Origin of the sequence: Pseudomonas oligotrophica (assembly GCF_021726475.1) — a bacterium.
Classification (GTDB): domain Bacteria; phylum Pseudomonadota; class Gammaproteobacteria; order Pseudomonadales; family Pseudomonadaceae; genus Stutzerimonas; species Stutzerimonas oligotrophica.
On sequence record NZ_JAKJRU010000004.1, the window covers coordinates 141,530 to 153,536 of the forward strand.

Here is a 12,007-nt window from a genome sequence, read left to right on the forward strand (position 1 = left end):
TTCTACCCTGAGCCTAACGGTCCCGCTGGAGCTTGCATGTACAAAGAACTGAATTTCCCCGTGCTCATCGTCCACCGGGACGTCAAGGCCGATACCGTGGCCGGCCAGCGCATCCGGGGCATCGCCGCCGAATTGGAGCAGGACGGCTTCAACATCCTGCCCACCGCCAGCTCGGCGGAAGGGCGCATCGTCGCCTCGACCCACCATGGCCTGGCCTGCATCCTGGTCGCGGCCGAGGGCGCCGGCGAGAACCAGCGGCTGCTGCAGGATGTGGTCGAGCTGATCCGCGTCGCCCGTCGGCGCGCGCCGCAGCTGCCGATCTTCGCCCTCGGCGAGCAGGTCACCATCGAGAATGCCCCCGCCGAGGCGATGGCCGACCTCAATGAGCTGCGCGGGCTGCTCTACCTGTACGAAGACACCGTGCCGTTCCTCGCCCGGCAGGTGGCGCGCGCGGCGCGCAACTATCTCGACGACCTGCTGCCGCCGTTCTTCCGCGCCCTGGTCCATCACACCAGCGAGTCGAACTATTCCTGGCACACGCCGGGGCACGGCGGCGGCGTGGCCTTTCGCAAGAGCCCGGTAGGCCAGGCGTTCCACCAGTTCTTCGGCGAGAACACGCTGCGTTCGGACCTTTCGGTGTCGGCGCCCGAACTCGGCTCGCTGCTGGATCACACCGGCCCGCTGGCGGCGGCGGAGGCGCGCGCGGCACGCAACTTCGGCGCCGACCACACGTTCTTCGTGATCAACGGCACCTCGACGGCGAACAAGATCGTCTGGCATTCGATGGTCACCCGCGGCGACCTGGTGCTGGTCGATCGCAACTGCCACAAGTCGATCCTCCACGCGATCATCATGACCGGCGCGATCCCGCTGTATCTGACGCCCTCGCGCAACGAACTGGGCATCATCGGGCCGATCCCGTTGGAGGAGTTCAGCCCGGCCTCGATCGCCGCGAAGATCGAGGCCAACCCGCTGGCCCGCGGTCGCGCGCCCAAGGTGCGCCTGGCGGTGGTGACCAACTCCACCTACGACGGGCTCTGCTACAACGCCAACCTGATCAAGCGCGCGCTGGGCGACAGTGTCGATGTCCTGCACTTCGACGAAGCCTGGTTCGCCTATGCCGCCTTTCACGAGTTCTACGACGGCCGCTATGGCATGGACACCCGCGAGCAGGGGCCGCTGATCTTCAGTACCCACTCGACCCACAAGCTGCTCGCAGCGTTCAGCCAGGCGTCGATGATCCACGTGCTCGACAGCAGCAGCCGCCAACTCGACCGTGATCGCTTCAACGAAGCCTTCATGATGCACACCTCGACCTCCCCGCAGTACGGCATCCTGGCTTCGCTGGATGTGGCCTCGGCGATGATGGAAGGGCCGGCCGGGCGTTCGCTGATCCAGGAAACCTTCGACGAGGCGCTGAGCTTCCGCCGGGCGCTGGCCAACCTCGGCCGGCACATCGCGCCGGGGGACTGGTGGTTCACCATCTGGCAGTCGCCGCGTGCCGATGGCGCCGAGGCGCTGGAGGGTGTCGACTGGCAGCTCGAGCCGGAGGCCGACTGGCACGGCTTCGGCGATGTCGCCGAGGACTACGTGCTGCTCGATCCGATCAAGGTCACCCTGGTCACCCCGGGGCTGACGGCCGCCGGTGCGCTGGGCGAGCGGGGCGTGCCGGCGGCGGTGGTCAGCCGCTTCCTCTGGGAGCGCGGCCTGGTGGTGGAGAAGACCGGCCTCTATTCGATCCTGGTGCTGTTCTCCATGGGCATCACCAAGGGCAAGTGGAGCACGCTGTTGACCGAGTTGCTGGAGTTCAAGCGCCACTACGACGCCAACCTGCCGCTGTGCGACGCGCTGCCGTCGATCGCCCGCCAAGGCGGCGAGGCCTATGCCGGCATGGGGCTGCGCGACCTCTGCGACGCGCTGCACGGTTGCTATCGCGACAACGCCACGGCGCGCGCCATGCGCCGCATGTACACGGCGCTGCCGGAGGTGGTGCTAAGCCCGTCGGAAGCCTACGAGAAGCTGGTACGCGGCGAGGTCGAGGCGGTGCCCATCGAGGCGCTGGAGGGGCGCATCGCGGCGGTCATGCTGGTGCCGTATCCGCCGGGAATCCCGCTGATCATGCCGGGCGAGCGCTTCAGTGCGCAGACCCGCTCGATCATGGATTACCTTCGTTTCGCCCGGGATTTCGCCAGGCGTTTCCCCGGTTTCGACGCGGACGTGCACGGCCTGCAGGACGACAACGGCGCCGAAGGCATCGGCTACACCGTCGACTGCATCCGGCAGTGACTCGGCTTTTCCCAGCATGCTCAGCGATTTAGCGGTGTTTTCAAGGCGCCGCTAGGTTGCGTGCCGTGCTTCACAACGTCCGCAACCACATGCACCCCCGCCAGCGCCGCTTGTTATAGTTGCGCGGCTTGAATGGCCATGGGCGGGCGTTTTTGCTGACGCTTGAGGCGCCGGCTGTCGAGGATGATAGCGTGAACCAATACAAAGCCTTTCGTGTAGAGTTGGCCGACAAGGTCGCCCAGGTGATCATCGATCGCCCGGAGAAGGTCAATGCGATGAACGCCGACTTCTGGGCGGAAATCATCGAGATCTTCCGCTGGGTCGACGAAACCGACGAGGTGCGGGCGGTGGTGCTCAGCGGCGCTGGGGCGCACTTTTCCTCCGGTATCGACCTGCAGCTGCTGGCCCAGGTCGGCAGCCAGCTGGGCACGGATGTCGGCCGCAATGCCGAGCAGCTGCGCCGCAAGATTCTCTCCCTGCAGGCGTCCTTCAACGCGGTCGACAACTGCCGCAAACCGGTGCTGGCCGCGATCCATGGCTATTGCCTGGGCGGCGCCATCGACCTCATTTCCGCCTGCGACATGCGCTACGCCACGGCCGATGCGCGTTTCTCCATCAAGGAAATCGACATGGGCATGGCTGCCGATGTCGGCACGCTGCAGCGCCTGCCACGGATCATCGGCGACGGCATGCTGCGCGAACTGGCCTACACCGGTCGCACCGTCGAGGGCGCCGAAGCCCAGGCCATCGGCCTGGTCAATCGGGTCTACGACAGCCAGCAGGCGCTGCTGGACGGGGTCAACGAACTGGCCCGGCAGATCGCTGAAAAATCGCCGCTGGCCATTCGCGGCACCAAGGAAATGATCCGCTACATGCGTGACCATCGCGTCGACGACGGCCTCGAATACATCGCCACCTGGAACGCGGCCATGCTGCAGTCGGCCGACCTGCGCGTGGCGGTCGCGGCGCACATGGCCAGGCAGAAGCCGGATTTCGCCGATTGATGCGCCTTTACAACGTTGCGCGGGAGGCGCACTAGGCATGGTTACTGGAGCCACTTCCCTGGGGCTGGTGCGCGACGAGCTCTTCGCCACCATGGAAGAAGCCGAGCAGAGCCTCGAGCATTTCATCATCGACCGCAACAACGGCGGGTTGCTGCAGCAGGCCGTGGAGAACCTCAAGCAGGTCCGCGGCACGCTGAAGCTGATCGAGCTGACCGGAGCCGAGCTGCTGGCACAGGAGGTGCTGGATTTGGCCACCGACATCCCGGTCGGTGCCGGGGAGGAGCGCGACAGCCAGCTGGCGGCGCTGAGCAATGGCCTCTACGTGTTGCGCCGTTACCTCGAGAGCGTGGATGCCAGCCGCCAGGAAATTCCCGAGCTGCTGCTGCCAGCGATCAACGTGCTGCGCCAGGCCGGTGGCCAGCCGCTGCTGCCTGAAGGTTTCTTCTTCAGCGCCCGTCTGGATCACCCGCGCCCCGCGACCGGCCAGGCCGGTACGCTCGGCCTGGCCGGCGCGGACCTGCGCCGCCTGCGGCAGATGTACCAGGTCGGCCTGCTCGGTTTCCTGCGTGACGAGGATCCTGCGGCCAGCCTCAAGTTGATGGGCCGCGCGCTGGCGCGCCTGGACCAGGCGCTCGGCGGTCGGCTCTGCTGGATCGCCGGCGCTGCGGTCGAGGCACAGCTCGACGGGCAGCTCCTGGCACGGCGCTCGCGCAAGCAGCTGTTCTCCCGGCTGGATCGCGAGATCAAGCAGCTGCTCGCCAACCCGGGCTACGACATCCCGCGTAGCCTGCTCAAGGAACTGCTCTACCTGGTCGCCCTGGCCGACAGCAGCGGGCCGCTGGCCAGCGAAGTGCGTGCGGTCTTCTCGCTGACCTCGCTGCCGTTCACCGATCACCTGCTCGAAGACGAGTCGCAGCGTCTCGCCGGCCCCGGCCAGGCGGTGATGCGCTCGCTGTCCACGGCCATCCGCGAGGAGCTGGCCAGCCTCAAGGACCTGCTCGACCTCATCGAGCGCGGCACGGCGCAGGCTGATGCCTACGGCAACCTGCACCATCTGCTTGGCAAGCTGGCGAAGACCCTCGGCATGGTCGGGCTGTCCTCGGCGGCCAACACGCTGCACGCCCAGTTGCCGGTGGTCTCTGGCTGGAGTGCCGAGCAAGCCCCGGATGCCGCCGCGTTGTTGCGCCTGGCCGATGCCGTGCTCTATGTAGAAAGCATGGTGGCCAGCCTGGAGAAGGGTGAGCGCCGTGAACCCCGTGCCCAGGCAGCGCCCGGTGCCGAAGCGGAGGCCTTCGCCAGCCACCAGCTCACCGAGGCCTTCATCGTCGTCATCGACGAGGCTACCGCCGGGCTGGCGCTGGCCAAGCGGGCGATTACCGCCTATCTGGAATCCAACGGCGACAAGTTGCATCTGGCCAACGTTCCCTTCAGTCTGCAGGCAGTGCGTGGCGGTCTGCGCTTCCTCGAGCAGGAGCGCGCCGCCGATCTGATCGGCGCCTGTGCCGACTTCATCCAGAAGCAGATGCTCGAGTCCAGCCAGATGCCGCCGGAACAAATGCTCGAAACCCTCGCCGATGCCTTGACCAGCCTCGAGTACTACCTGGAGGGCGGCGCCATCCTGCGGCGCGATACCTCGCGGGCCCATGTGCTCGACCTGGCCAGCGACAGCGTGCGGGCGCTGGGTATGCCGGTGGCCGCCTGATGAGCCTGCGCTGGCAGGCGACCCTGCTCGATCCGGCCCTGGCAGGCGGCTCGGCGGTGGTGCATTGCCGGCAACAGTTCCTCGTCGACGCCAACGGCGTCCTGTTCCCGCGTGACTGGCTGCGCCGGCTGGAGCTGCCGCTCGCCAGCGAGCAAGGCATCGGCTACTTCGAAGGCGAGCCGGTGTTTCTCTTCGAACTCGACAGCCCCGCCGCGGTACCGGGTGCCCAGTGGCAATCGCTTCGCCAGCTGATGATGCAGCGCAACGATGGCGATCTGTTCCGCATGCTGGGGTTTGCCGCGCAGATCGGCACCTGGGCCAGCCAGCACCGTTTCTGTGGGCGCTGCGGCGCGCGCATGGAGCAGCGCCCTGGCGAGCGCGCCATGCATTGTCCGGCCTGTGAGATCCAGCATTACCCGCGCCTGTCGCCGAGCATGATCGTCCTCGTCACGCACGGCGACGAGTTGCTGCTGGCGCGCTCGGGGCGTTTCGCGCCGGGTGTCTACAGCACCCTGGCCGGCTACGTCGAGCCGGGCGAGTCGGTCGAGGAGTGCGTCGTGCGGGAAGTGCGCGAGGAGGTCGGCGTCGAGATCCATGCGCCGCGCTACGTCGCCAGCCAGGGCTGGCCGTTCCCGCATTCGCTGATGCTCGGCTTCCATGCCGAATATGCCGGTGGGGTGATCGTGCCGCAGCCGGAGGAAATCGAGGACGCGCGCTGGTTCTCGATCCACCAGTTGCCGCCGCTGCCTGCCGCGCAGTCGATCGCGCGTTACCTCATCGAGCTGTACGTCGCTCAGCGACTAGGCCGCCCCGAACCAGTGCTGCCAGGCTAGGCGCAGGCTCAGCGCCAGCACCACGACGATGAACACCGGCCGGATGAACTTCGCGCCGCCGCCGATGGCCGTGCGGGCGCCGAGGTAGGCGCCGGCCATGAGCGCCACTCCCATGCCGATGCCGAGTATCCAGGCGACTTGCCCGGTGATGACGAATACCGCCAGCGCCATGCCGTTGCTGACGAAGTTCATGCTGCGCGCCACGCCGCTGGCGCGCAGCAGGTCCAGCGGGTACATCAGCAGGCTGCTGATGGTCCAGAAGGCGCCGGTGCCCGGTCCGGCGACCCCGTCGTAGAAGCCGAGCCCAAGCCCTTGCGGCCACTGCCGGCGCTTGCCGATCTGTGCGGCCTGCTCGGCGGTGGCCTCCGGCAGCTTGCCGAACAGCAGGTAGAGCGCGCAGCCGAAGACCACCAGCGGCAGCATCTGGTTGAGCCAGCTTGCCGGCAGCAATTGTGCCGTGACGGCGCCCGCCGCCGCGCCGATCGCGGTGCCGAACAGGGCTCGTCGCCAGAGCCTGGGATCGAACAGCTTGCGGCGAAAGAAGGTGTAGCTGGCCGTGGCCGAGCCGAAGGTTGCGCACAGCTTGTTGGTACCCAGCACCAGGTGCGGCGGCAGGCCGGCCGTCAGCAGCGCGGGCAGGGTGAGCAGGCCGCCACCGCCGGCGATGGCATCGATGAAACCGGCGGCAAAGGCGACGGCGCAGAGCAGCAGCAGGGCGAGCGGTTCGAGGGGCAGTTCGAGAAAGGTCAGCATCGGTGCAGGTAGGCGGTAACGGGGTGCCGAGGATAGCAGCGCGCACGGCCGGCGGCCGAATTTGTCTGCAGTGAGGTGTGCAGCCGGTGAATGGCAAGCAGTTGTCCTGCGCGTGAACGGCTTCCGGTTCGGCCGGCGATGCTCTACGGATAATCGCCGCCTGCAAAGGAGGTTGTCATGCAATATCTCGGGCTGGCCGTCGTCGTCGGGCTTCTGGCACTGATCATCGTTCTGCTGGGGCTGCGCCTGCTGCTCGGGGGCAACTGGCTGCTGGGCTGGCTGCGTGGCAGCTTCGGCCTGGTGTTCCTCGGCCTGGCCGCGCTGGTCGGGCTGCTCGCCTTCGAGGCCAGCCAGCACCGCGCCATTCCTGCCGACAAGCGCCTGGCCACGGTGCATTTCAGCGCCCAGAGCGGCCAGCGCTACGAGGTGCGTGTCGAGGGCGCCGAGTCCCAGGGCGATGCTCTGCTCGAGGGGGACCTGTGGCAGCTCGAGACGCAGCTGCTGCACTGGAGCGGCCTCGGTGAACTGATCGGCCTGGAGCCCGGCTATCGCCTGCAGCGGATGAACAGCCGCTACCTTGCGGTCGAGCAGCAGGCCGGCGCGCGGTTCGCCGAGATCCGCCTGGTCGACCAACCCGTCGGGGCGCAGCCCGGAGAGTGGCTGGAGCGGCTGCGCCTGGATATCCCCTTCCTTACGGTCGAGCGCCTGCGCACCAGCCACCTGCCGGCTGCCGATGGCGCCAGCTTCGCCATCGAGCTGGCCCCCACCGGGCTGCTGGCCACGCCGGTCAATGCCGCGGCGCGCGAAGCGCTGCAGCAATGGCAGGCCGACTGAGGGCCGGCGTCCCCGCCACAAACGCAGACAGCCCGCCGAGGGCGGGCTGCGGAGCGGCTGCGATGGTCAGCCCGGTCAGCGCCATCAGGCCAGGTAGCCACCGTCGACGTTCAGCGATACGCCGGTGGTGTAGCTGGAGGCATCGCTGGCCAGGTACAGCACGGCGCCGGCCATCTCGGTCGGCTCGGCCACGCGGCGTAGCGGAATCTGCTTGAGCGCCGTCTCGCGGATCGCATCGTTCTTGACCAGCGCCGAGGCGAACTTGGTGTCGGTCAGGCCCGGCAGCAGGGCGTTGCAGCGGATGCCAAACTGCGCGCACTCCTTGGCGAACGCCTTGGTCATGTTGATCACCGCGCCCTTGGTGATCGAGTAGATGCCCTGGTAGTCGCCCGGCGAGACGCCATTGATCGAGGCGACGTTGATGATGCTGCCGCCCCCCTGTTCGCGCATCAGCTTGCCGGCTTCGATGGACATGTAGAAATAGCCGCGGATGTTCACGTCCACCGTCTTCTGGAATGCCGAGACATCGGTATCCAGGATGTGGCAGAACTGCGGGTTGGTCGCGGCGTTGTTGACCAGGATGTCCAGCCGGCCGAACTGCTCGCGGATCTGCGCGAACACCGCGGCGATCTGCTCCAGTTCGCCGATGTGGCAGGCGATGGCGGTGGCCTGGCCGCCGGCCTCGACGATGGAGTCGGCCACCGCCTGGCAGCCCTCGAGTTTGCGACTGGAGACAATGACATGGGCGCCCTGCTGGGCAAGCAGTCGGGCGATCGCCTCGCCGATGCCGCGGCTGGCGCCGGATACGAAGGCGATCTTGCCATCCAGGTCGAACAGGGTGGTCTTGGACATTGGGGTTTCCTCTTGTTATCGGTGGCCGGTCGTGCTGACGGCCGCGTGGGTCTGTTTACAGCTGCGACTGGACGATGACCTGCGTCGCCTTGACTTCGAGCAGCTTGTTCATCTGGATAAACTGGGCGAAGCGCGGATCCCTGGTCTGGCCGTGGAAGTAGCGGTAGTAGATCTGCTGGACGATGCCGGCCAGGCGGAACAGGCCGTAGGCGTAGTAGAAGTCGATGCAGGGAATCTCGATGCCGGCGCGCTGTGCGTAGTAGTCGACGAAGCCCTGACGGGTGTGCATGCCGGGCCTGTGGCTCGGTTGGCGGCGCATCAGCTGCATGGGCTGCGGATCGTCGGCCTCGATCCAGTACGCCAGGCTGTTGCCCAGGTCCATCAGCGGATCGCCGATGGTGGTCATCTCCCAGTCCAGCACGCCGATGATCTGCTGCGGGTTGTCCGGGTCGAGGATCACATTGTCGAAGCGATAGTCGTTGTGCACGATGCCCGGCTTGGCGTGATCGGCAGGCATCTTGTCGTGCAGCCAGGTCTTGACGGCCTCCCAGGCCGGCGCGTCGGGAGTCATGGCGCGCTCGTAGCGGTCGGTCCAGCCGCTTATCTGGCGCTGCACGTAGCCTTCCGGCTTGCCGAGCTCGGCAAGCCCGCAGGCCTGGTAGTCGACGTTGTGCAGCTCGACGAACTTGTCGATGAAGCTCTCGCAGAGCATCCGGGTCTGCTGCTCGTCGAACGCCAGCTCCGGCGGGAAATCGGCGCGCAGGATGATGCCCTTGACCCGCTCCATGACGTAGAACTCGGCGCCGATGACCGCCTCGTCGGTGCAGTGCACGTAGGCCTTGGGGCAGTAGGGGAAGCCGTCGTTGAGCCGGTTGAGAATGAGGAACTCGCGGCCCATGTCATGCGCCGACTTGGCCTTGTGGCCGAACGGCGGCCGGCGCAGCACCAGCTCGCGGTTGTCGTACTGCAACAGGTAGGTGAGGTTGGAGGCCCCGCCGGGGAACTGGCTGATCCGTGGCGTCCCGACCAGGCCCTGCATGTGCGCCTTGAGGTAGCGGTCGATGACGTCGGCGGGCAGTTCTTCGCCTTCGCGGACTGGGTTGGTCTGGTCTGCAAGCGCCATGCTTATCCCTTCTGCTTATGATCGATGCGCTGGATGATTCAGTAATCTAATTCGCAGCGGACAGGCTACCAAGCCCGGCAGGCATTTATTGGCATCGGTGTTGGCTGTCGATCAAGGTGCCTGATCGCTTGCGGCCGTCTGCTGCGGAAAAGCGGCCGAAACGGCGTCGAACCTGCGGGCGAGCAGGGGCCAGATTCGCCAGGCAAGGCGGATCGGAGTGCGAGGGCTTGTGGAGAGGAGGTCGGGAGGCGGGCGCGTATTGGCGCGGGAGGACGCTACGCTGGCCGGCGGCGCCCGCACGGCGCCAGCGGCCAGCGTAGCGGGTTCAGACCTGGCGGCGGCGGAACAGCGGCAGCGGTTCGTCCGCGGCAGCCTGGTAGGCCACCGAGAAGTCCTTCAGCCCTTCCAGGGCCTCGTAGGGATCGCGGTCGGCGCGGATGGCGAAGGCATCGAAGCCGCAGCGGCGCATGTAGAACAGCTGGTCGCGCAGCACGTCGCCGATGGCGCGGATCTCGCCCTTGAAGCCGTAGCGTTCACGCAGCAGACGCGCACTGGAGTAGTGGCGACCGTCGGTAAAGGCCGGGAAGTTGAGCGCAACGACCTGGAAATGCTGGAGGTCGTCGGCGATCTCTTCCACCGGCTCGTCCGAATCCAGCCACACGCCGAGGCCGCCGTCGCGGGCCTTGAGCGCGTGGGCGTGGTCCAGCCACAGCGCCAGCGGGACGATCACGTCGTCGCAGTTGGAGATGCCGTCCAGGGTCTGGTCCTTCGGCAGCAGATGCCAGGTCTCGTCGACGACCTGGTCGCCCTTAATGATTCGCTGCATAGACGCGCTCCTTGAAAGGCTCGATACCGATGCGACGGAAGGTGTCGATAAACTGCTCATCTTCGGTGCGCTGCTCCACGTAGACGTTGATGACTTTTTCGATCACGTCGGGCATGGCCTCCTGGGCGAAGGAGGGGCCGAGGATCTGCCCCAGGCTGGCATCGCGACCGGAGCTGCCGCCCAGCGAGACCTGATAGAACTCCGCCCCCTTCTTGTCGACGCCGAGGATGCCGATGTGGCCGATGTGGTGGTGGCCGCAGGCATTCATGCACCCGGAGATGTTCAGGTCCAGGTTGCCGATGTCGAACAGGTAGTCCAGGTCGTCGAAGCGGCGCTGGATCGCCTCGGCGATGGGAATCGACTTGGCGTTGGCCAGCGAGCAGAAGTCACCGCCCGGGCAGCAGATGATGTCGGTCAGCAGGCCGATGTTCGGTGTCGCCAGGCCCAGCTCGCGCAGCTCCTGCCACAGTTCGAACAGCTTGGCCTGCTCGACGTCGGCAAGGATCATGTTCTGCTCGTGGGAGTTGCGCGCCTCGCCGAAGCTGTAGCGGTCGGCCAGGTCGGCGATGGCTTCGAGCTGCTTGTCGGTGACGTCGCCCGGTGCCACGCCGGTCTTTTTCAGCGACAGGGTGACGGCGGCATAGCCGGGCTTCTTGTGCGCCACCACGTTGCGCACGCGCCAGCGGGCGAAGCCGGGATGCTCGGCGTCCAGGCGCGCCAGTTCGGCGTCCTGGTCGGCCAGTTCACGGTAGGCCGGGTCGACGAAGAAGCGGCTGACGCGCTGGACTTCGTCGTCGGTCAGGGTCGCGGGACCGTCCTTCAGGTGCGCCCACTCGGCATCCACGCGCTCGGCGAAGACTTCCGGGGTCAGCGCCTTGACCAGGATCTTGATGCGCGCCTTGAACTTGTTGTCGCGGCGGCCGTAGCGGTTGTACACGCGCAGGATCGCATCCAGATAGGTCAGCAGGTGCTGCCAGGGCAGGAATTCATTGATGAAGCTGCCGACGATCGGGGTGCGGCCCAGGCCGCCGCCGACCGAGACGCGGAAGCCCAGCTCGCCTGCATCGTTCTTCACCGCTTCCAGGCCGATGTCGTGCACTTCGATGGCGGCGCGGTCGCTCACGGCGCCGTTCACCGCGATCTTGAACTTGCGCGGCAGGAAGGCGAACTCGGGGTGGAAGGTTGACCACTGGCGGATGATCTCGCACCAGGGGCGCGGGTCGATCAGCTCGTCGCGGGCGACGCCGGCGAACTGGTCGGTGGTGGTGTTGCGGATGCAGTTGCCGCTGGTCTGGATCGCGTGCATCTGCACGGTGGCCAGTTCGGCGAGGATCTCCGGTACTTCCTCGAGCTCGGGCCAGTTGAACTGCACGTTGGTCCGCGTGCTGATGTGCGCGTAGCCCTTGTCGTAGTGGCGCGCGATGTACGCCAGCTTGCGCAGCTGGGTGGAGGACAGCAGACCGTAGGGAACAGCGATGCGCAGCATGGGCGCAAAGCGCTGGATGTAGAGACCGTTCTGCAGGCGCAGCGGGCGGAATTCCTCACCACCCAACTCGCCGCTCAGGTAGCGACGCGTCTGATCGCGGAACTGACGGACGCGATCTTCGATGATGTGTTGGTCGTACTGGTCGTAAACGTACATGAAATGTCCTGTGTGCAGGGCTGCTACAGCTTCCAGCGCGCACGGCCGCGCGCACCCATTCAGGTAGGGGCGGCAAGATACCAGCTAGCGGTTATGCGCAAAAGTGATGTTTGGGAATATGTTTAGAACCTGCCGCCCCGTTTGTCGGCCGC

At 66.6% G+C, this 12,007-nt stretch carries 10 protein-coding genes; 5 read left to right on the plus strand and 5 right to left on the minus strand.

What is annotated here, in order from left to right; all coding sequences use genetic code 11:
- Positions 1-36: 36 nt before the first annotated feature.
- The 4 genes from L3N39_RS10070 to nudC all read left to right on the plus strand — a co-directional run bounded on the left by L3N39_RS10070 (position 37) and on the right by nudC (position 5,825).
- Positions 37-2,286 (plus strand): arginine/lysine/ornithine decarboxylase, encoded by a 2,250-nt coding sequence (locus tag L3N39_RS10070; RefSeq protein ID WP_237257197.1) that lies wholly within the window; start codon positions 37-39, stop codon positions 2,284-2,286.
- 191 nt (positions 2,287-2,477) lie between these two features.
- A complete protein-coding gene (locus L3N39_RS10075) occupies positions 2,478-3,290 on the plus strand; it encodes a crotonase/enoyl-CoA hydratase family protein (RefSeq protein ID WP_237257198.1) in 813 nt (270 codons plus the stop codon).
- A gap of 37 nt (positions 3,291-3,327) precedes the next feature.
- Positions 3,328-4,992: a FimL-related protein gene (locus L3N39_RS10080; RefSeq protein ID WP_237257199.1), complete on the plus strand. Its 1,665-nt coding sequence runs from the start codon at positions 3,328-3,330 to the stop codon at positions 4,990-4,992.
- A complete protein-coding gene (nudC, locus tag L3N39_RS10085) occupies positions 4,992-5,825 on the plus strand; it encodes an NAD(+) diphosphatase (protein ID WP_237257200.1) in 834 nt (277 codons plus the stop codon). The genes L3N39_RS10080 and nudC overlap by 1 nt, the downstream gene beginning before the upstream one ends.
- Here nudC and L3N39_RS10090 read toward each other — a convergent pair.
- Complete coding sequence (locus tag L3N39_RS10090) at positions 5,793-6,578, minus strand: TSUP family transporter (RefSeq protein ID WP_237257201.1); 786 nt, start codon at positions 6,576-6,578, stop codon at positions 5,793-5,795. The two genes, nudC and L3N39_RS10090, sit on opposite strands and share 33 nt — an antisense overlap.
- Positions 6,579-6,755: 177 nt before the next feature.
- Here L3N39_RS10090 and L3N39_RS10095 point away from each other — a divergent pair, with 177 nt between their 5' ends.
- A complete protein-coding gene (locus L3N39_RS10095) occupies positions 6,756-7,412 on the plus strand; it encodes a hypothetical protein (RefSeq protein WP_237257202.1) in 657 nt (218 codons plus the stop codon).
- An 84-nt stretch (positions 7,413-7,496) separates the two neighbouring features.
- Here L3N39_RS10095 and L3N39_RS10100 read toward each other — a convergent pair whose 3' ends face one another.
- The 4 genes from L3N39_RS10100 to L3N39_RS10115 all read right to left on the minus strand — a co-directional run bounded on the left by L3N39_RS10100 (position 7,497) and on the right by L3N39_RS10115 (position 11,855).
- Complete coding sequence (locus tag L3N39_RS10100; protein WP_237257203.1) at positions 7,497-8,264, minus strand: SDR family oxidoreductase; 768 nt, start codon at positions 8,262-8,264, stop codon at positions 7,497-7,499.
- Positions 8,265-8,319: 55 nt separating this feature from the next.
- Positions 8,320-9,387 (minus strand): phosphotransferase family protein, encoded by a 1,068-nt coding sequence (locus L3N39_RS10105; protein ID WP_237257204.1) that lies wholly within the window; start codon positions 9,385-9,387, stop codon positions 8,320-8,322.
- A gap of 325 nt (positions 9,388-9,712) precedes the next feature.
- Positions 9,713-10,213 carry a DUF934 domain-containing protein gene (locus tag L3N39_RS10110; RefSeq protein ID WP_237257205.1) on the minus strand — a complete coding sequence of 167 codons (501 nt, stop codon included), beginning with the start codon at positions 10,211-10,213 and terminating at the stop codon, positions 9,713-9,715.
- Positions 10,197-11,855 carry a nitrite/sulfite reductase gene (locus tag L3N39_RS10115; protein WP_237257206.1) on the minus strand — a complete coding sequence of 553 codons (1,659 nt, stop codon included), beginning with the start codon at positions 11,853-11,855 and terminating at the stop codon, positions 10,197-10,199. The genes L3N39_RS10110 and L3N39_RS10115 overlap by 17 nt, the downstream gene beginning before the upstream one ends.
- Positions 11,856-12,007 lie beyond the last annotated feature (152 nt).

Bases quoted from the DNA above. Each gene is read 5' to 3' on its own strand.
- L3N39_RS10090 (WP_237257201.1), bottom strand. From the start codon at position 6,578: ATGCTGACCTTTCTCGAACTGCCCCTCGAACCGCTCGCCCTGCTGCTG.
- L3N39_RS10105 (WP_237257204.1), bottom strand. From the start codon at position 9,387: ATGGCGCTTGCAGACCAGACCAACCCAGTCCGCGAAGGCGAAGAACTG.
- L3N39_RS10100 (WP_237257203.1), bottom strand. From the start codon at position 8,264: ATGTCCAAGACCACCCTGTTCGACCTGGATGGCAAGATCGCCTTCGTA.
- L3N39_RS10070 (WP_237257197.1), top strand. From the start codon at position 37: ATGTACAAAGAACTGAATTTCCCCGTGCTCATCGTCCACCGGGACGTC.
- L3N39_RS10110 (WP_237257205.1), bottom strand. From the start codon at position 10,213: ATGCAGCGAATCATTAAGGGCGACCAGGTCGTCGACGAGACCTGGCAT.
- L3N39_RS10115 (WP_237257206.1), bottom strand. From the start codon at position 11,855: ATGTACGTTTACGACCAGTACGACCAACACATCATCGAAGATCGCGTC.
- nudC (WP_237257200.1), top strand. From the start codon at position 4,992: ATGAGCCTGCGCTGGCAGGCGACCCTGCTCGATCCGGCCCTGGCAGGC.
- L3N39_RS10095 (WP_237257202.1), top strand. From the start codon at position 6,756: ATGCAATATCTCGGGCTGGCCGTCGTCGTCGGGCTTCTGGCACTGATC.
- L3N39_RS10080 (WP_237257199.1), top strand. From the start codon at position 3,328: ATGGTTACTGGAGCCACTTCCCTGGGGCTGGTGCGCGACGAGCTCTTC.